This is a genomic window from Litoreibacter roseus (genome assembly GCF_009811795.1).
Taxonomy (GTDB): Bacteria; Pseudomonadota; Alphaproteobacteria; order Rhodobacterales; family Rhodobacteraceae; genus Litoreibacter; species Litoreibacter roseus.
This window is the reverse complement of record NZ_BLJE01000005.1, coordinates 1-18,147: the sequence shown is the minus strand read 5'-3', so window position 1 is coordinate 18,147 and position 18,147 is coordinate 1. Positions and strand designations below refer to the sequence as shown.

At 56.2% G+C, this 18,147-nt stretch carries 18 protein-coding genes; 11 read left to right on the top strand and 7 right to left on the bottom strand.

What is annotated here, in order from left to right:
• Nucleotides 1-75 precede the first annotated feature (75 nt).
• The 3 genes from KIN_RS17900 to KIN_RS17890 all read right to left on the bottom strand — a co-directional run bounded on the left by KIN_RS17900 (nt 76) and on the right by KIN_RS17890 (nt 2,449).
• Entirely contained in the window at nt 76-933 is an 858-nt protein-coding gene (locus tag KIN_RS17900) for a hypothetical protein (protein WP_159809665.1), read from the bottom strand.
• 571 nt (nt 934-1,504) lie between these two features.
• On the bottom strand, nt 1,505-1,696 hold the full coding sequence (locus KIN_RS17895) for a hypothetical protein (protein ID WP_159809664.1): 192 nt from the start codon (nt 1,694-1,696) through the stop codon (nt 1,505-1,507).
• Between the two features lie 120 nt (nt 1,697-1,816).
• Nucleotides 1,817-2,449 (bottom strand): tyrosine-type recombinase/integrase, encoded by a 633-nt coding sequence (locus KIN_RS17890; RefSeq protein ID WP_159809663.1) that lies wholly within the window; start codon nt 2,447-2,449, stop codon nt 1,817-1,819.
• Between the two features lie 214 nt (nt 2,450-2,663).
• On the opposite strand from KIN_RS17890, the gene KIN_RS17885 reads away from it, so the two are divergent.
• Nucleotides 2,664-3,995: a hypothetical protein gene (locus KIN_RS17885; protein WP_159809662.1), complete on the top strand. Its 1,332-nt coding sequence runs from the start codon at nt 2,664-2,666 to the stop codon at nt 3,993-3,995.
• 533 nt (nt 3,996-4,528) lie between these two features.
• Here the strand turns inward: KIN_RS17885 and KIN_RS17880 are convergent.
• Nucleotides 4,529-6,916 carry an alpha/beta hydrolase gene (locus KIN_RS17880; RefSeq protein ID WP_159809661.1) on the bottom strand — a complete coding sequence of 796 codons (2,388 nt, stop codon included), beginning with the start codon at nt 6,914-6,916 and terminating at the stop codon, nt 4,529-4,531.
• Between the two features lie 301 nt (nt 6,917-7,217).
• Here KIN_RS17880 and KIN_RS17875 point away from each other — a divergent pair, with 301 nt between their 5' ends.
• Entirely contained in the window at nt 7,218-8,204 is a 987-nt protein-coding gene (locus KIN_RS17875) for an endonuclease/exonuclease/phosphatase family protein (RefSeq protein ID WP_159809660.1), read from the top strand.
• A 322-nt stretch (nt 8,205-8,526) separates the two neighbouring features.
• Nucleotides 8,527-9,015 carry a DUF2867 domain-containing protein gene (locus tag KIN_RS17870; RefSeq protein ID WP_159809659.1) on the top strand — a complete coding sequence of 163 codons (489 nt, stop codon included), beginning with the start codon at nt 8,527-8,529 and terminating at the stop codon, nt 9,013-9,015.
• A gap of 642 nt (nt 9,016-9,657) precedes the next feature.
• Here KIN_RS17870 and KIN_RS17865 read toward each other — a convergent pair.
• A complete protein-coding gene (locus tag KIN_RS17865; RefSeq protein ID WP_159809658.1) occupies nt 9,658-10,077 on the bottom strand; it encodes an ABA4-like family protein in 420 nt (139 codons plus the stop codon).
• 86 nt (nt 10,078-10,163) lie between these two features.
• Here KIN_RS17865 and KIN_RS17860 point away from each other — a divergent pair, with 86 nt between their 5' ends.
• Both KIN_RS17860 and KIN_RS17855 read left to right on the top strand, forming a co-directional pair.
• Nucleotides 10,164-10,610: a MarR family winged helix-turn-helix transcriptional regulator gene (locus KIN_RS17860; protein WP_159809657.1), complete on the top strand. Its 447-nt coding sequence runs from the start codon at nt 10,164-10,166 to the stop codon at nt 10,608-10,610.
• Between the two features lie 320 nt (nt 10,611-10,930).
• Nucleotides 10,931-11,338 (top strand): hypothetical protein, encoded by a 408-nt coding sequence (locus tag KIN_RS17855; RefSeq protein ID WP_159806990.1) that lies wholly within the window; start codon nt 10,931-10,933, stop codon nt 11,336-11,338.
• A gap of 717 nt (nt 11,339-12,055) precedes the next feature.
• Here KIN_RS17855 and KIN_RS17850 read toward each other — a convergent pair.
• Nucleotides 12,056-12,958: a LysR family transcriptional regulator gene (locus tag KIN_RS17850; RefSeq protein WP_207710147.1), complete on the bottom strand. Its 903-nt coding sequence runs from the start codon at nt 12,956-12,958 to the stop codon at nt 12,056-12,058.
• A gap of 117 nt (nt 12,959-13,075) precedes the next feature.
• Here KIN_RS17850 and KIN_RS17845 point away from each other — a divergent pair, with 117 nt between their 5' ends.
• The 5 genes from KIN_RS17845 (at nt 13,076) to KIN_RS17825 (ending at nt 16,403) form a co-directional block, all read left to right on the top strand.
• A complete protein-coding gene (locus KIN_RS17845; RefSeq protein ID WP_159809656.1) occupies nt 13,076-13,219 on the top strand; it encodes a hypothetical protein in 144 nt (47 codons plus the stop codon).
• 148 nt (nt 13,220-13,367) lie between these two features.
• A complete protein-coding gene (locus KIN_RS17840; RefSeq protein ID WP_159809655.1) occupies nt 13,368-13,529 on the top strand; it encodes a hypothetical protein in 162 nt (53 codons plus the stop codon).
• 166 nt (nt 13,530-13,695) lie between these two features.
• Nucleotides 13,696-14,667, top strand: a complete 972-nt coding sequence (locus tag KIN_RS17835; protein WP_159809654.1) for an SDR family NAD(P)-dependent oxidoreductase — start codon at nt 13,696-13,698, stop codon at nt 14,665-14,667.
• Between the two features lie 80 nt (nt 14,668-14,747).
• Nucleotides 14,748-15,668: an aldo/keto reductase gene (locus KIN_RS17830; protein ID WP_159809653.1), complete on the top strand. Its 921-nt coding sequence runs from the start codon at nt 14,748-14,750 to the stop codon at nt 15,666-15,668.
• A gap of 573 nt (nt 15,669-16,241) precedes the next feature.
• Nucleotides 16,242-16,403 carry a hypothetical protein gene (locus KIN_RS17825; protein ID WP_159809652.1) on the top strand — a complete coding sequence of 54 codons (162 nt, stop codon included), beginning with the start codon at nt 16,242-16,244 and terminating at the stop codon, nt 16,401-16,403.
• A gap of 78 nt (nt 16,404-16,481) precedes the next feature.
• Here the strand turns inward: KIN_RS17825 and KIN_RS17820 are convergent, their stop codons facing one another.
• A complete protein-coding gene (locus KIN_RS17820) occupies nt 16,482-17,024 on the bottom strand; it encodes a hypothetical protein (protein WP_159809633.1) in 543 nt (180 codons plus the stop codon).
• A gap of 272 nt (nt 17,025-17,296) precedes the next feature.
• Between KIN_RS17820 and KIN_RS17815 the strand changes: the two genes are divergently transcribed.
• Nucleotides 17,297-17,818, top strand: a complete 522-nt coding sequence (locus KIN_RS17815) for a hypothetical protein (RefSeq protein WP_159809631.1) — start codon at nt 17,297-17,299, stop codon at nt 17,816-17,818.
• Nucleotides 17,819-18,147 lie beyond the last annotated feature (329 nt).

Below are 18,147 nucleotides of genomic sequence, written 5' to 3'. Positions count from 1 at the left end.
CGATGGCTCCTCGAAACAAGGTGTTTACAAGGATATGGGTTGCCACCGGGCATACCTTACTTGGCAGGACATTGGTCAAAGGCTATCAACAATCTGGGGAATGTCACGGTAGGACGAGGCCCGTTCAACTCGATTGCAAATTTCTTCTAGGGATTTGTTCTTCCTGAAGGCCTGACGGAAGGCGTGATGCATACGCTTATCGACGAATGTCACATCTGCGTAGGGTGCGAGTGTCGCCAGGTGCATGTCATTTAATTCGCTTCCTTTTCGTTCAACTGTTGTTGGTAGAAACTTCGCTACATCCCCAACAACAACCGCTGAAGGGATGTTGCTCTTTCGAACTCGCTTCTTCAGTTCTTGCCAGAGCATGCCCTTTCCCTGAGTTACTGTTCTGACCCTCGAGAAAAACACGCCCAGCTCCAAAGCTTCGTCTACGGTCATGTCAAGATGTAGATCTGATGGCTCAATGCCTTGCTCGGCAAGCCCCGCCAAAACCAAGGACTTGGCATCGCCAGGATTGGCATCACCAAATGCACGGACTGCTGCCATGAACTCTTGTGCCAAGATCTCCGGATCATCGATACGTCTATCACCGGAGGCCTTAATCTCCTGAACAAATGTGCCCTGCATTATTTCGAGAGAAACCTCCAACTTATCACCAGTCTTCCGACTACTGTTCATAAGCTTCCGAAGCGTCAGCTTAGACGTACCGATGACATCGGTATGAGTGAGGGCAGCAATTTCCCGTGCTCTCTCATTTTGGGTTGCGAAAACTGGAATGAGGTCCAGCCAATCATGCGGGTCCGGACCTAGCAGGTCCTCTCCAGTACCGACTGCGATGAGGCCCTTCGCAGCCAAACGAAGTACGGTTTCTACGTCAGCATCGGGCGATTGGAAAGCCGCCTGAACTTCAGAAGCCAAAATCGTGGTCACTCCCCCAATCGATGGCTGTGAGTCATTTTGAGATATCCAAGCTATTAATTTCTGTCTGTGGAGAAAACGAAGACGCTGTGCGACCATCTGGGTGTCATCGTAGGCACAAAGTTCCGAGATATGGTGAAGCGTAAGAAGAGGTAAGCAACCGTTCCTTTCGAGCCATTTCTCAAACGTCTTTGCGGCCTTCCGCTCTTCAACGCTTGGTGACAAGGAGTCTCGAATCCACTGGCTTAGGTGCGAGGAGTCTAGTGCGATGTATCTGGGTTCAAAAAGAGAACTGTCCACTTCAAATCTCCCAAACCGGGTCCCCAACATGCTCAAATAGATGAGCAATCTCAGCTTGCGAAGACGCATTCTTAGCAAGCTACTTATCCTAAACAACCTTTTAACAATTCCTGCTGCCATCATTGTATCAAGCGGCGGGTATAGCGCGTCGGCCACCAACCGCTGTGTGGCCGTGCCGCGTGAACCGTCAAAAAGTCGACTATCTCGCGCTTGCAACGAAAGGCAGGTTCGGCGGGCCGCGCCGCGGCATCTTGCCCGATTGGTGAATGGCCGGTTTGGGCCGTCACTTTCCTCGCCAGCGTTGAATCGTTTGCGCGAGATCAGGACCTGCACTCCATCCCCAAGCGGCACCGATAGCCGTGAAGACCAGAACTCCGGCAATCGCTCCGAAGATACCACCGACAATACCGGTGCCACCACCAACCATGAAGCCAACCGCCGCCCCGGCCAAGCTGCCTGTTACTCTGGCTTTCATTCGACCCTCGCGCTTTTTTGCAACTTAGCCGCGATGTCCGCTATCGGGAAGCTGCATCGCGGCATGTGGTGGTGCCTTGAACGGCGGCTCCGGGCCGCCCGTGAAGGCGACCCAAGACAGTTAGATTTCAATGGCTTCTGCAATGGCCAACGCATCCTCGAGCTCCACACCAAGATACCGAACAGTACTGTCCATCTTCGTGTGGCCGAGCAGAAGTTGTACTGCCCGCAGGTTGCCTGTTTTCTTGTAGATCTGGGTGACCTTTGTACGCCGCATTGAGTGGGTGCCGTATGCGCTCGCCTCAAGCCCAATGGACGTGACCCAATCACGCACGATCCCGGCGTACTGCCGGGTCGAAATATGCAGCCGTTCATGGAACCGACCCGGCCAAAGGTATTCTGAGCCGACCATGAGCTCGTCTTCCATCCACTTCTCAACGGACGCGCGGGTCCCTTCGGATATCTCGAAGCGTACGGGTTTCTGTGTCTTGCTCTGCAAGACCGATGCGCGTTCCTTGATCTGACCAGACGCCATCACATCGACAACTTTCATCTTAACGAGATCACATCCGCGCAGCTTGCTGTCGATCGCCATGTTGAACAATGCGAGATCGCGATGGTTCTCCGCCAATTCAAGTCGCACTCGGATGGCCCAAACGTGCTTTGGCTTCAATGGTCGCTTCTGACCGACGATGCGACCCTTATTCCATGCGGGGCGAAGTGCGCGAATGGCTGGTAAGTTAGGTATTTCCATGACTGATCCTCCGATCCGCCACGCCGTCCCAAAACGACAACCCGACGTTGACCAGAACATCCTACCACAACATGCCGCGCCGCATCCGAAGTCGGCTAAGAGCCCAGAGCGACGAATGCTGCGAGGCCCTTGAATGTCAGCTCTCAGAATAATCGGATCGACTTGCGTTCGTCGAGCCTAGCGCCGTCGCGCGAATTGTGGAAAGTTTCGCGGCATGTGCTTTCGAAAAGATGATTACACCAAGTTTCACATTGTAAAGGCACCCATCGAAAGGGTGCTCCCCCTTTGTGTGGGATTGCTGCGTGCTGAAAATCAGGGCGCCATTTTGACCCGTGGCGTTACTGCGGCACCGCTTCGCTACCAACGCGAGCGGCAGGGGCGGGCCGATCACTTTGACTTCTCTGCAGGCTTTCTGATTTCCACCCCCATTGGCAAACCAGAATTGACATTGATCGAGTGCCCTCCATTGCACGCTTTGGCACGCGGTCTCGAAGTGCTCGACCCCACGCTCGAAAGTATTACGATCTGGTCGCATATCGAAAACCAGAGCGTGCAGGATCACGGGTTTGAACTACGCCAGAAAGGAGACCGCGTGCGGCGCGCATGGATCGAAAAAGGCATGGAATCGCCCCGCTGGGAGTGGCACGAAGATGGTCCAGTCCTTCCATTCGAGGAACCCATCGCATATGTGCAGCGCTCAATCCCGAAACGTATGACAGCGCAGCTTCTGGCCGGTTACACATTAGCGCATGGGGTCGACCCTAAGCGGCATCTCACCCAACGGAACCTTGAAAATACTGTTCTGATCACCTCCGGTCAGGTCCTGTACGCCGATGACCAGAGACCACGCACGACCGAATTTCAGGATGTTTACGAACATGTTCTGTCGCTCGGCATCGGAGAGCCCGAACCAACCGGCGCTGAGCACCAGGTTGCGCGAGACATGTTTTCCGAAGCGGACACGCAAATCGAGATACAAAACAAGGCTGCCCGCGCCCTGAACCGGCTGAGCAGGAAGCCCGGCGTGACTGTCGAGCACGTGATGGCGTGGTTTGAAAAACACTACGCTTTGCTTCAGGATGCACTTGGACCCGATGTTGACCCCATGCCGCTTGACCTCTGGGCGGCAGCCGAAGCGACTAGGATTGAGCCCACCCATCCCCAGAGTGAAAAGCTCTTTCATCTGAAGACGCAGTGGGAAAGCATTCGCGGGGTCCACCTCCGATTGGTTCAGTTGCTGCCCGACGGTCAGAGCGCATCTTGGCCATCCAATGCGGACATCGACAGGATGATCGGAAAGACGCTGGCACTGCGGGATATGGCCGAGGCCGATCTGTCGGCTCGCCTCATGGACGGGTTCCGGGCGCTTTGCGACAGCCAGGGCGTGACACTTGATCCGGATGCAACCATGCCCAGCACAGCAGAAGCGAAGGCATCGGCTCTGTCTTACCTGATTGGAACCCATGGACGGTCCAGCCCTGATGTGACGATGGATACAGAGATAAAGCCAGTGGTCTTTGTTCCAGGGAAATCTACAGGGTCCTGACACTGTGCAATAGGTCGGTATATCGGTGAGGTTCGTAAAGCTTTGCGCTTTTATCTGAAGAGCCACAGTGGGCGCGTTTCGCAAGTCAATGCGCTTATGTCGGTATTGGCCAGCCTTCCCAGCAATACGCCGATCAATGAACTTATTGGAATTGCGGAAATACAGTCTCAGACGTCTTTGAAGCAAATACGATCAATCTTTTGGGCGATCTTCGCCCTCTCTATTTGCCGCCAATTGAGGGGCAAGCGCGACACAGCATATGAGTCAAGATTAGAGAGCAACAACAAAATAGCGGACAATTGCGGGGCATCCGCCAATGGCAGCAAAGTCCGCTGACTGTGAGTTCGAGCTGATCGAGATTTCGGCAGTGCAGCGAACGGCTAGTTCGACGGGCTGCACCGCGGCGACAGATGGACCTGGCCAATGGCGGGTATGGGCCGGTAACAGAAGCCAGGGGGGTCAAGCGTCGGGCATACCTGCTTAGCGGTCACAATACTCTATAGACCTCAAGTCAGATGGTGTCGCACCTCCCATTACAGGCAATTTGGAACAATATAGTAGCTACTTGGATGATCATCTGTCCCGTCCAAGATAACATCTGATGGCGCAAGGCACCTCTCTGCCTGATCTCTAACATGGCCGCGCAACAGCATCGAAATATCACGACGAACGGCCGGTGTGTTGATGTGATAGCTGTGGTTAGTATTGTACAGGGTTGGGCCAGACGCAGTTTCAACGAATTCAGCAAAAAGCGTATTTACGATCATCAAGCGATCATCGGGCGTATTCGCTAGAGTATCGTATCCGCTGCCAAGTCTTGGTCCATCCCCAGGGCCGATCTCCAGTCTTTCCAAAGATGATGAGAACTCAAGGACAGGATCACTTGGCGCAACATAGATGGTCACGCGTTCTGCAGCATTAAGTATCAGTTCTCTGTCTGCTTCAAACACACTTTTCGCAAGGTCCGCAGCTGAAAAAACGATGTTCTTTGCAATGGTACCTTGAAGCTGTGTGTTAGCGTCGTCTGCATTTGGGCATCCATTGAGCACTTGGTGCAACATGTAGCTACCCATCGAATGCACAATGATGTGTACGTTCTCATCGCCATACGCACTGCGAATGTCCAAAAACGCACCTTTGATCTGCTGACAGGAGTCGCGTACGCGGCTTCGGTCCAACCTATACTGGTTGACCGGCAAGCTCAGCCTTCCGCTTGTGTCAAAAACCGCGGTTGCTTGGGAAGGCCAGCTAACTAGAATTGGCTGAAAGCTCCCTTGAAGCCTCGCAGTCAGAATAATGCGGGCGAAGTCACGCGCGGCATCTTCTAGTGAGTTGTTGAAACCGTGAATGTATACCACAGCTTGTTGCTCTGTTGTGCCAGTGCTCGACGGCTTCAGCACTTCCGTGAAGGCGTCAACTTCGGCAACATCAAACTGCAACGGCCCGGCGTCAGTCGCATTGCGAGCAATATCTTGATCGCAATCAAAGACCCCTTGTGCCAGCAGAGTCTCTGTCACACATGATCGCGCACCCCATCTGCCAAGATCATCGCGTCGCCGATGCAATTCGGACAACAAAGGTACGTCCAGATGACCAAAGTGAACCTTCCCATTCGATGCAGGTTCGTTGGAATAACCTTCACCGGCAATCTCGGCACGGTTGGTAAAGTAGATCATAGACGGAGCCTCGCAGGGTCCACCATCTCGACCGCCATAGGCCGCACACAGGTTTCGCTCTTGCTGGGCAGCAATTGCCCGTTCTTGAGGAGTTTCAGCCTGGACCAATGCTTGAGCAGTCGCGGCAATTATCACAGCATTTGGTGTGTTCGGATAGGAACTAAGATGTTCCAGCGCCTCAAAATCACCACCTACAAAACCATCCAAGTAAGTACTGACAATTTGCCGATCTGATAGGACACCCGGCAATTGCGGATTCTGAGCGCTAAAATTCGCGAAATCCGTTAGTGCAGACGCAGGCGAGTTTTCGTCTGAAACTGCTTCGTTGAATGCAGCAAGAGCCCCTTCGAGATTGCCTTGATCTCTTTCAATACGGGCACGAAGATGGTCAGCCAATGGGTCCATGCCAAGGGGTGCCAAACGAGAGAGCGTCTCTTCGACTGTCAGCTCTGTCAGGCCGGCTTGAGGCAATGAGAACCCCTCATAAGACCTGTCGTATAGTGCCCCCAATGCACGAGGATCGGAGGTGGTGGGATTTGCATTCAGCCATTCCACCATCAGCTCATCACGCGAAGATGAATCGGATTGCGCTAGCAGTATGCCAAAACTCTCACTCACCGGCTCAGGCGCAAAGGCCATTGCATTAGCGAGACCAATGTCCGCATAGCCGCCACTATTTTGATTGACAAATTCGGACCACACAATCGCTCGTGCGGTATCCGTGAGTTGCGGTTGTTGTGCAATAATTGCACGCATGTCGTCAGGTGTGAATGTCGCGATTGGTTGCGATTGGGTAACTTCCAAACCTTGCAAAATGTCATCGATCGGTGCATCCGATCCAAACCGCTCGATCACCTCTTGCTGTCCTGCAATTGCTGCCAATCCTTCAAGGTCACGGTTTTGCGTGAAAATTAGGGCCTGCAATGCCGGGTCCAGCTCCGTGACTGGTCGATTATCACGAAGTGGATCGCTTAGGTCAAAAGTAAAGTCGTCATTTATTGTTGTGCTTGGTGACAACATGGTCCCAGGCAACACGCGTGGCGAAATCAGTTCCAAAGAGTCATTGTCAATTCGTACGCCGAACCCATTCGGTAAAGCTGGGACTGCTTGCTGTGGCCTGAGCAACTCACTACGTAAGTTAAGATCAATTCCGTAGTCCGAAGGCCCGATATCTTGTGCATTCAGTCCAGTCGCAAACGAGACGAAGACACCGGCAAAAACGATACGATAGCCATGCTCGAACATCAAAACACCATTAGATTTAAATCAATGCTTCAAAGGATAGCTACCTAGATGAGTTTTAGTCAACGGCAGCTTTAGTAGAGTCTTGAGACATCGACCGCCGTTCAGAGCGCGCAGGCGCCGCGAATGTCGGCTATCCGGGCTGCAGTTGCAGCAACCGTGCGCAAGGCCGGCTTAGGGCCTTTTAAGAGGGGAGGTCACGACTGACCAACAACGCGCTGCATTTTCATAAATCGTCGTAAACGTGATACGTTCTGAAGATTGAATAGTCGAAAGTCAGAGTTGGAGTAATTTGATGCGAATAATGTCTTATAACATCGAGTGGTTTGATGACTGTTTTGAAGATGATAATTCTCTGAAGACCACGCCCGAGGCGACAAGCAAACTAGACGCTGTGGCGGCCGTCCTCACAGCGATTGATCCTGACCTGATCGGCGTCACGGAGGGTCCCAACACGACTACGACGACGGGTGAGCGGGACACGGTCGCAGCACTAAAGAATTTTGCCGCTGCCAAGGGGCTTAGACAGGCCGACGCAATGATAGGGTTTCCATCCGCAGGTCGTCAGGAAATTGCGGCGATGTTCGATCCAAACGTGTGTTCGTTGGCGCATGACCCCGGCGGCAGAACGGGACACAAGACCAATCCGCCTTTCAATGAGGCTTTCCAGGCCGACAGTGATGCGGATGGCATCAAAGAGCTCTACAAGCACTATCGCCCGCCGTTGGAAGCAAGGGTCTCGCGGGCTGATGGCGGCGCGGACTTCTGGGTGCTTGTCGCGCACGCAAAGTCAAAAGGTATCTTCAGCGCAATGGATCGCGTTCACTTTGAACGAGCCTCAGACCGCAACCGGCGCAAGCTTTTTGCAGAATGCTCATCGATCCGACTGCGTGTCGATGATTGGCTGAATGAAGGCCGTTCGTTTGTCGTGATGGGCGACATAAACGACGGTCCGGGATTTGACTATTATGAGAGTCGGTTCGGACGCAGTGCTGTTGAACTGATCCTTGGCGATGTTTTCGATCTGGACGGAATGCTGCGGTATCCGATCGGACGACCAAAGTTTGGCCGTTACGGCTGGGAACCCTCGACCGCTAGGTTTACTGACAGCTTCACCGGTGACAAAGTTAACGCTCTCATTGACCATATCATCGTTTCAGCGGGTATCGCGCCATCCAATGGAGACGGCGCGCTTGTTTGGAATCCTTTTCAGTTGGACGCAGCAAGACCGCACAAGCAAGTTCTCTTGGATGCTTCTGATCATTTCCCGGTTACCTACGACATCGCCTAGCGTCCGAAATTGGATGAGGGTGCCTGGCTGTCAGAGTTACTGCACATGAGCCCAAGGTAAGTGCCGCCTCGGAGCGGCTCTTCCGGCATGACTTGGTCACATCGTTCTTGGCTTAGAGGTTCGTTGATCGGAGCTCCAGCAGGTTTAGCGGTCAATGTCCGCTTCGGGGAAGCTGCAGTGCGGCATCAAGAACTCTGTTGAAGGTCTGGTTTGGGCCGACAGCAGCTTGACTGGCAGCACCCATCTTGCTGATGCTGCGCCGCATCCGAGGGCGGCTTGGAGCCCGAATTGACTTATGCTGCAGTGCAGCTATCCTGCGAATATGATCACATTAGATGGCAGCCCAGTCCGAGTTTTGGCACCGGTTGCGACCCTCAATTACTTTGACAAACAGAGCGTTAGCCTGGCGGAGCACCTGTCTTCGTTGCAAGCGTGGAATCTGATAATGGAAGATCCGCAACCATTGCTCAATATCGCGTTCAAAATACGGGATGCGGTGTCGGTCAGATTTGGCGTGAAGTCGATCGGCGGCTTCTCTGGCGCGCGTGAAGATACTGTTTCAGTTGGCGATTATTTGGATTTCTTTCTAGTTGAATATACCGATGACAGCACATTGGTGTTGACTGAGCGGGATCGCCATCTTGACGTGATGACATGCGTTAGTACTCAGGGCAAAGAGCTTTCCATTACTTCATCAGTCCAAGTGCACAATCTATTCGGTAAAGGGTACATGTTACCCGTCGGAATTGCTCATCGGTTGATTGTAAAAAACATGCTGAAACGGCTTCAGGCGAAGCTTTCGCGAAATTAACCAACGGCAGGATTGTCCGCATCGTGCGTTCGACCGGCAGGCGATCATGCACCTGCAGCGAATGTCTGGTAAGCGGGCTGCTATTTCAGCATCGCCACTACGTGTCGAAGGTCGGCTCTGGGCCGTCCTTGGCGGTCGGATCGCGGCCAATCTGCGGTAATGTCGCGAAGCGGCTAACGGCAGGATTGAGCCCTTATTGTAAGATGCTGCATTGTGCACAAATGTCCGCTCCTTGGCTCCTGCCAGAAACGTGACAAAATCAAAGGCGGTTTTGCCAAGGGTTTGTGGCACAAGATTTTTCAACGATTCCGGCATCAGCACCGCCTGTGACAAAAACGACCGTTTGTGAGCGGCCAAGTTTCTCGAAAGCAGACGTCGGCGCTGCTGCGGCGAAAGTCGGGTTTGCTTTGTCCCGCGCACCAGTCATCTGACAGGAGTAGCGATATGCTGGTGCAGCAAATGTCCGCTATGCGGACTGCGACTGCAGCATCGGAACAACGTGTTGGATGTCTCCTATGGGCCGTCCTCGAAAGCCGCTCTCGCGATGCAACGGCAGATGCCGTGACGCCTCCAACGGCGGCTATGAGCCCAGGTAACTGATGCTGCGCGACGCACGAACATTTGCTTACGCGGAATTGTCGCCTAGGCGGTTCTGTTGCGAAAGGCACGGATAGCTTGAAAAGCGAGGAGGCCCGCGGGCCCAAACAGAAAGACCATGGGCAGGCACGGAGCAACGAGCCAGAAGCTCACTCCTTCTGCGCGCGCGGTGCGACAGGCCCATGCGCCAATGAAGAGATCAAAAGCGAGAAAGTGAACCCAACCGGCAAGTGCGGCTTGTTCATATGAGAAAAGTACCATCACATCGGCCAGTGTTCCGAAGCCACCGGCACTGTCAGAGGACGGTATGACGAGAAGGATAACGTAGCCCAAGGATAGGATAATCGGCAAGATCATTCCTGCGATCCAGTCCGCCCATGTCGGGATGAGTGGTGAGAAGATCAAACATAGCCAGCCGACCATTGCGATAAGACCGGCGATTGAGAACAGCGTTTCGAAGTCCATGGCTGGTGTTTCCTTGGTGCGAACAAGTTGGCGCTATATCTTGCAATATGCTTGCGTACGCAAGCGATTCGCAATAGATATCTCATATGACTGATTTGCATACAACCAACGCACTGCGCCTGCTTCAAGTCGCTGACGATTTCCGGGCCGGGCTAAGTGGAGAATTTTCCGCGGTTCACGGAATATCCGTAAACGAGTTTCTCCTACTGCTTCATCTTGAGCGTTCGGCGGCCAATAGACTGCCCAGAGTTGAGTTGGCGAGACGGATGCATGTCAGCGCATCCACGATCACGCGAATGGCCGCGCCGATGGAGAAAATTGGCCTCCTTGACCGCGAGGTTGACGAGCGCGACGCACGGCTGGTCTTCGTCGTGGCGACGAATGCTGGGCGCGCAAAACTGTCTGAAGCGCTTTCCACGTTCTCAAAGCGAGCAGGTTATCTGTTCGGCGACCGTTGCGAAGACGAGGAGATGGACCAGTTCGCATCGATGTTACGTCGGTTGATAGCCGGAACAGGCGACACGTTGGCGTGAAATGACAGCGTCGCGATAGAACCCGTAGCAGACCTTCGTAGCCTCAAGACGAACGGCAGAAAATCCGCGGGTCCCGACCTTGAAGTACCCACGAATTTCGCTCCAGCAGCGAATGTCGGTTATGCGGACTTGCAGGCGCAGAAAGTCTGGTTGGTCTCGAGTGACCGGTTTGGGCCGTCCTTGCCGAGGGTGCAGGCTGCGGATTGCCAAAATGCTGCAACGGATCTAACGACCGCAGAGAGCCCAAATTACCGGATGCTGCGCTTTGCACAAAGGTCTGCTATCCAGTTCCTGAGGATATCGCGTGAGACAAGTTAAAGATGCTAAAATTCACCCAACTCAACGCTGACTGGAATGCCGAACCAAACGCACCTGATCTCCGAGTCGAGCATGACGATACTTCGCTCGTCGCTCGCTTTAGACCCAACGCATTGCTTTATCCCGAGTTCGAGCGTGTCTCGTTTATCTTGGTCCGGTTTGAAAACTGCGAAAGATACCGCATTACAAGCGTAAACGACCACGGCTGGTATGATGGACGGTGTCGTTTCAGTGGTCTCGCACCGGCTTGGGGCGAGTTTTACGAAATTTCGGGCAATACTCGTGATGATCTGGACGCAACTCCTTGGATCGCAATGAACGGCTTAGGTGCTAGGCACTTCCATTTCTACTTCAGAGACGAGGCGCTTGAGGTCAAAGCACTCGACTGGTCGATGCAAACCAAAAGCTGACATTTGTAGGCGTTGGAGCAGTGTCCGCTTCGTCCGCCTTTGGTGAGTTCGGCTGATGTCGACGTTTGCTACTGCAGCGAATGGCCGGTTCGGTGAAGCTGCACTGCGGCGCAGTCTGACGCGATGAATGGCTGGTAAGGGCCGTAGACTTCGGTCGTCTTAGAAGTGATTTAGTGAGGCCCACCCGAAGTGGTGTCGGGTGAGCCTCGAATACGGGGTCAGCCCGAAGACGATGCGATGACGGACGGACCTGCGATCGACAGCAGCGGAGGCTCTGGCACCCTGAAGTATTGCGGAGCATCCAACACGCATGCGCAAATTCGATGGAGACGGCGCTCGCCCTCGCCTTATTTCTTCCTAGAGACGACATCCACCGAGAGCTTGCATATCTCGGCGAAGACTCGGCGGAAAGATGAGGCCTGAGAACACTATCGGGATGGAACGTCGTTTCGTCCAGACGGGCGATAGCAGCATACCACCGAATTGGAACGTCTCACCCGTGTTGGTTCGCTGACGGTGGGGATTTGCTTCGTAAGGTCCGGTTTACGGCAAGTTAAGCGATGAGACCCGGCGGGAACGTCGCCGAGCACCGCACGACGGCACCCGCAAGGCGGCACTCTGAACATCGGGTGATGACTTGACCGACCTTTTTCGGAAAGTTCGCACGCGTTTGCTGGGACGGATTACCGAGCTTCGTGCTTAAGGAGCTCTCCAATCTCACGTGGCGGCTAGCGACGGTTCCGCCTTGGCCTGCGCTGCCATCGCGTCGAGGAAGACGCGCAGCTTCGCCGGGCGGAAGGGGCCTGGCAGGAACACGCCATGCAGCGGAAAGGCCGGGCTCTGCCAGTCCTCAAGAACCCGCACGACCCGGCCGTCTGCCAATGCGTCCTCGCAGGCCCAGAGCGGCGACAGCGCCATCCCTTGCCCTGAGAACATGAGCTCCCGAATTGCTGCCATGCTGTTGACGGCGATCCGGGACCGGTCGACCGCGACTGAGACCCGCTCCTCCCCGCGGACGAGATGCAGCCTCATCTCTGGCGCGGGGCGGTAGAAGATGAACGAGTGCTTGGCGAGGACCTCGGGCCGTTCGGGCCGGTCGTGCCGCTCGAAATAGGAGGGGGCAACGACGATGGCGCGCGGCACATCCCCGAACCGGCGGGCGATCAGCGCGCTGTCCGAGAGCGTGCCGATCCGCACCGCCACGTCCACGTTCGACTCGCGTAGGTCGGCGAACTCGCTCCCGAGGTTGAGTTCGACCGAGAGGTCCGGGTGCTTTGACAAAAGGTGGTCGACCACCGGTGTCACGAACCGCGCGCCGAAATCGACCGGCGCCGTCACCCGCAAGACGCCCCGCGGCGTATCGGCAAGCCCTGCGATCTCGGCCTCGAGCGCGGCCTGCTCGGCCACGATGCGCCGCACCCCGTCGTAATAGGCCTGCCCCGCCTCGGTGGGCCGCGACCGGCGGGTCGAGCGGATCAGCAGCTTCGCACCCAACCGTTCCTCCAACTTGGCGATCCGTCGCGTGACGGAGGACGGGTCCGCCTTCACCTCGGCCGCCGCGGCCTTGAGGCTTCCGGTCTCGACCACGCGGAGAAAGAGCTCGACATTGGGGTCCGCCATAAATTGCATATAGCGCAATTAATAAGTGCATGACTAGGGTCTACTCGACACATTTGGCAAGCTCTATCTTTCGATCATCCCAGACGAAAGACCCAAGATCACTCAAAGGAGCCAGTCATGCTGAAGATCGCCGCCCTCTCCATCGCCCTCGGCAGCAGCCTTTCGCCGGAGGTCCGGCTTGCCCCGCAGCAGAACACCATAGCCACGCCCGAAATGCTCGCCGCCTACGAGGCCGCGGCCTGGGCCGACGCAACCAACTGACCTCACCCAACCCCCTCAGAAAGGACCCAAACCCATGTTCAAGATCCTCCTCCCCGCCGCTGTTGCCGCTTTCATCGCCGCCCCGGCGCTCGCCAGCGACCAGCTCGCCGCCCAGCTCGGTGTCGAACCGGCCAGCTAAAGCGTGACCGTGAACCGGCTGACCGGTGGCAGCGACGCGATTGTGCCGACCCGCAACACGCCGGGCGTCGGTCACCTGCAGTTCGCCACCATGCTGCGGGTCGACACGCTGACCCACACGACGGCAGAGCTGACCTGGATGAAGTTCGCCCGCTTAAGCGACGACGACTAGGCGGTGATGGTGCGTGGAGTTGGCACCCTCCACGCGCCGACTCGATCTTTGGTGCCAGCTTTCCGTACTCCAGTGAAAAGCAGGGCTTCGAATACGGCTTATCTTCACCAATCGACGTGTTCGACGCTGTTTCGACGAACACGCCATATCTCGAAAGGAGAGACCAATGACACACGACACCGACACTAACTTCGACCGCCCCACCGATCCCTCCCGCCGCCTGGCCATGGGCGGCGCGCTCGGCGCCGCTACAGCCGCCATGATCGGCGCCCGCGCAGCCAATGCCCAAGCCGCGCCCACAGGCGAGCTGACCGGCAAAACCGCCTTTATCACCGGCGGCGCGCGGGGCATCGGCCTCGCCTCCGCCGAGGAGATGGCGAAGGCGGGCGCGAACATCGTGCTGTTCGACATCGCGACCCCGAGCCTGCCCCCCGTCGCCTATGCACTGTCCAGCCCCGCGGACCTCGAGGCCGCGCAAGCCCGGATCGAGGCGCTCGGCGCGCAGTGCATGACCTACCAGGGCGATGTGCGCAGCCTCAGCGACCAGCAGGACGCGATGCAGCAGGCCGTCGACCGTTTCGGCAGCCTCGACATCGTGCTGGCCAATGCGGGCGTCGGCCATGCGGGACCCGTCGAGAGCGTCACGGCCGACGAGATCTCGATCCTCTACGAAACCAATGTCGGGGGCTACTATAAGACAACTCAAGCCGCCGTTCCGCATCTGCGCAACGCCGGGGGCGGACGGATCATCTACATCTCCTCGGGGCTCTCGCGCACGGGCAATGGCATCTTCGGCAGCTACGGCGCGACGAAGTGGGCGGTGAACGGTTTCGCCAAGACCGCGGCGCTCGCCTACGGGCGCGACGGCATCCTGTGCAACGTCGTGGCGCCGGGCCTCGTGCGCACGCCCTTCGCCGACAACGCGGTGGTGCTGGGTGCGATCCTGCCCGATGCGGCGAACCCGACCTTCGACGACGTGTCGGCGGCGATCGCGTCGGGGAGCACGCTGGGGATCGGGCACCACGAGCCCGAGGACATCGCCAAGGCCGTGATGTTCTTCACCGGCGAGGCCACCAGCCAGATGACCGGCGAAGTCATGGACGTCAGCTACGGGGACGCGGCACGCAGCCTCGCCTGATCGCGCCATCGAACCGCCTTGCACTTCTTCGCGCGCCGACCGGATCGGTCGGCGCGCCGAGCCCCCGAAAGGAAAACCCCATGCGTTATCGCCGTCTCGGCCATTCCGGCCGCCTCGGGCAGGCGGAGGCCGACGCCATCGTCGGCACCGCGCTCGATGCGGGGATCACCTTCATCGACACCGCCAACGTTTACGCCGAAGGCCGCAGCGAGGAGATTGTCGGCCAGGCGCTTCGCAACCTGAACGTGGCCCGCGACGACGTGGTGATCGCCACCAAGGTTCACGGCCCCATGGGCGACGGCCCGAACGCGCGCGGCGCCTCGCGTGGGCACATCATGACACAGGTCGAGGCGAGCCTGCGGCGCCTTGGGATCGATCATATCGACCTCTACCAGATCCATGGCTTCGACCCCGCGACGCCGATCCTCGAGACGCTGGAGGCGCTCGACACGCTCGTCCACCGGGGCGATGTCCGCTATCTCGGCCTCGCGGAGGCGCGCCGCCTCGCGCCCATCGTCTCGCTGCAGGCCTATTACAGCCTCGCCGGTCGCGACCTTGAGCGGGAGATCGTGCCGATGCTGCGCGCGGAGAAGATCGGCCTGATGGTGTGGAGCCCGCTGGCCGGCGGCTTCCTGTCGGGCAAGTTCCGGCGCGACGGCGGGGTGGCCGAGGGGCGCTGCGCAAGCTTCGACTTCCCGCCCGTCGACAAGGACCGCGCGTATGGCATTATCGATGTCCTGGACGTGGTGGCCCGCCGCCGCGATTGCACGGTCGCTCAAGCGGCTCTGGCATGGCTCCTCCACCAGAAGGCCGTCACGAGCGTGCTGGTCGGCGCGAAGCGGATCGATCAACTCCAGGACAATATCGGCGCAACGGAGGTGATCCTCGAACAGGACGATCTGGACGCCTTAGACGCCGCGAGCGCTCTGACATCCGAATACCCCGGCTGGATGATCGCGACCCAGGGCGGGAGCCGACAAGCCATGATCGACGCGGAGTAACGATCGTTTTTCTCGAGATTACGGCTCTTCGACGGGCTGAACCTGCACTGAGAGGGTCGGTCTCGGCTCTACCATCGGACGAAACTCGGCTGGAACGTCCTCGAAGGTGATGCCCTGCAAGAACGGGGCCATCGCGGGACGGCGCAGCGAAAGACCACATTGTCCCGCGGACTGTGAGTTGGACTGCGCACTGATTTTGCGTTCGCAGCGAACGTCTCCTTCGACGGGCCGCACCGCAGCGTGTCGGTTGCATGGTCAAGGTCCGGTTCGGGCCGTACTCATCGGGGTTTTCGGTAGCTACTGCGCTGATGCTGCGCCAGCCCCAACGGCAGCGAAGAGCCCATCGTGTCACCTACTCTTCCTGTTAAGCAGGCTGTTGACATAATCGGAACGACTTCCATCCCAGCCGCAACGAGCGCAGTGACCGTTTTCGAACTCGTGGTTACACCTTGGGTACCCGTAGATCATGTGCGCGCATTCATTACAAATTTTTTCCATCGCGGATTGCGTACGTAAAAAGGATGTTCCGCACTCGTCGCATTTATCTATTGTTGATCTGTCCATCCTACTTTGATGACACAACTCGATTTCGAAGTCAGCTTCGTCCGCGACTGTGAGTTCATCCATCCACCAGTTTTGCTCATGCAGCGAATGGCCGGAAAGCGGGGTGCGATTGCAGAAACCGTGGTCGTCGTTGGACGGCAGCTCTGGGCCGTCCTTACCCGAAGCGAGTAGGTCCAGCTATCATATGCTGCGCTTGCTCCGATGGCCGTTTTGAACCCAAGAAGACCTATGCTGCACTGTTCGTGAACGTCAGCTTGAGAAAGTGCAGTACTCTTTCACATACACATCATAGGTGGAAGTGAAGCTGATTGCCTTTGCGTCGACATCGGGCCCCTTCATGCTAACAAGCATGCTTTCCCGCCATTCAAAGTAATGGCTGTTACCATCGCCTCTTGGAGAGGGTTCCGTGTCCCTTGATGGTTCTCTTAAGATTGAGCGCTCTTGCCTTGCCAGCGTTCCTTCTTGCATCGAAAAACCGTAGACAGCGAGGCCTATCTCAGGCGGGCCATCGCTAAGTTTTGCATATGCGTACTTCTTTCCTAAAAACCGCTTATCTTCATCCAGTTGGGCGTCAGCCATATCAAACTGGAATGATGTCCAAAGCACCCAGCCATGATCAGCTAGTTCTCGCCAACGATATGTCGTCATCTGACATCCATTCACATGGGCTTCACGTCTCTCGTCTTCAAAGAGATGGGTTCCCGAACTTTCCAAAACCTGAATGAGCTGTGCCCTATCATCCGCAGCAGCAGGTGACGCCAAGAGCAGTAAAAATGGAAAGAGCGGCTTCATGATTTGGCTATCCGATTAATCAGTCTAGGCACTTCTACTCAAACTAGTCCTTGTCAGAAAGCAGGCATTGGCGCAGCCGCAGCGAATTGGCGTTTTGTCCCGGATCTGTTAGTTCGGCCTCACCCAGTTTTCGCATCTGCAGCGAATGGCAGGTTCGACTGGCCGCAGTGCGGCGACGGGAGCGCACGATGAATGTCTCCTATGGGCCGTTGGTTTTCCAGTTCAAACTAACTAGTGTTTCTACAGTTTGAGTTTCTAGCCCTGGGTACAGAATGCATATCACACAAACATATTTGGGCAGACACGGCGACAGTGGGCTGTTTGTATACTACCTTTTCGAGGATTATGCCTTTGATCAAAAGACGCTGACCGAAAGGGTACAGCATGCCCTAGACGATTTAGGCGCAGACTATATGAACGAAATTGACCTGTTTCGTCCTAACGAGAGGTTCGCGGGAGACATAGCATCTGAAGTCAGAGCGTTGCCCCCAGTCTGGCAGTATTGCCACGGCAAGCTTCCGGGGTTTCTTGTTACGTATGTCCCGCTAACAGAAGTTGATCCCTCCAATGACACGGTCGTCTTCTTTTCGATCAAAGATCGAAATGAAGAAGAAGCCCTTGAGGTTGTAGCAAAAATTCGAACTATAGTCGTCGATCAAATCCGTAGACACAATCCTGCGGAAGATCCGATCGAAAAAGGTGATGGTTTCATTGCTAGGTTCTCGGACGCATTGGAAATCAAACCCGGTTTCTTTGGCGTCTCATTGGACTTGAAACGCCTAATGCGTCGGTAGTCCGTGAATACTCACAACAAGCGTCTACGGACGACTTCAGACCTTTTGTATTCTGATCACTCGCCTCCTAGTCGTTGAATGTCTGCTTCGGAGAAGCCGCACTGCAGCGTTGGTGTTGGTGGTCGATGTCAGCAATGGGCCGGATCCCCCGTGATCGGGCCCTACCAAGTGAAGATGCTGGATCGGCTGCGATGACCGCAAGGAGCCCAATTTTCCGCATCTCGCATTTGCGTCGAATGTCGGGAATCGTTCGGCATTCATCGAACATCGGTCTGTATCCCTATTGCGCAGCTTCGCATATGTTTCCCACATGGCGATGGAACCCAGAC

What these genes read in the sequence shown, in the direction of transcription:
- KIN_RS17895 (WP_159809664.1), bottom strand. Translation starts at nt 1,696, where the DNA reads ATGAAAGCCAGAGTAACAGGCAGCTTGGCCGGGGCGGCGGTTGGCTTC.
- KIN_RS17890 (WP_159809663.1), bottom strand. Translation starts at nt 2,449, where the DNA reads ATGGAAATACCTAACTTACCAGCCATTCGCGCACTTCGCCCCGCATGG.
- KIN_RS17885 (WP_159809662.1), top strand. Translation starts at nt 2,664, where the DNA reads ATGTGCTTTCGAAAAGATGATTACACCAAGTTTCACATTGTAAAGGCA.
- KIN_RS17880 (WP_159809661.1), bottom strand. Translation starts at nt 6,916, where the DNA reads ATGTTCGAGCATGGCTATCGTATCGTTTTTGCCGGTGTCTTCGTCTCG.
- KIN_RS17875 (WP_159809660.1), top strand. Translation starts at nt 7,218, where the DNA reads ATGTCTTATAACATCGAGTGGTTTGATGACTGTTTTGAAGATGATAAT.
- KIN_RS17870 (WP_159809659.1), top strand. Translation starts at nt 8,527, where the DNA reads ATGATCACATTAGATGGCAGCCCAGTCCGAGTTTTGGCACCGGTTGCG.
- KIN_RS17865 (WP_159809658.1), bottom strand. Translation starts at nt 10,077, where the DNA reads ATGGACTTCGAAACGCTGTTCTCAATCGCCGGTCTTATCGCAATGGTC.
- KIN_RS17860 (WP_159809657.1), top strand. Translation starts at nt 10,164, where the DNA reads ATGACTGATTTGCATACAACCAACGCACTGCGCCTGCTTCAAGTCGCT.
- KIN_RS17855 (WP_159806990.1), top strand. Translation starts at nt 10,931, where the DNA reads ATGCTAAAATTCACCCAACTCAACGCTGACTGGAATGCCGAACCAAAC.
- KIN_RS17850 (WP_207710147.1), bottom strand. Translation starts at nt 12,958, where the DNA reads ATGGCGGACCCCAATGTCGAGCTCTTTCTCCGCGTGGTCGAGACCGGA.
- KIN_RS17845 (WP_159809656.1), top strand. Translation starts at nt 13,076, where the DNA reads ATGCTGAAGATCGCCGCCCTCTCCATCGCCCTCGGCAGCAGCCTTTCG.
- KIN_RS17835 (WP_159809654.1), top strand. Translation starts at nt 13,696, where the DNA reads ATGACACACGACACCGACACTAACTTCGACCGCCCCACCGATCCCTCC.
- KIN_RS17830 (WP_159809653.1), top strand. Translation starts at nt 14,748, where the DNA reads ATGCGTTATCGCCGTCTCGGCCATTCCGGCCGCCTCGGGCAGGCGGAG.
- KIN_RS17825 (WP_159809652.1), top strand. Translation starts at nt 16,242, where the DNA reads ATGACACAACTCGATTTCGAAGTCAGCTTCGTCCGCGACTGTGAGTTC.
- KIN_RS17820 (WP_159809633.1), bottom strand. Translation starts at nt 17,024, where the DNA reads ATGAAGCCGCTCTTTCCATTTTTACTGCTCTTGGCGTCACCTGCTGCT.
- KIN_RS17815 (WP_159809631.1), top strand. Translation starts at nt 17,297, where the DNA reads ATGCATATCACACAAACATATTTGGGCAGACACGGCGACAGTGGGCTG.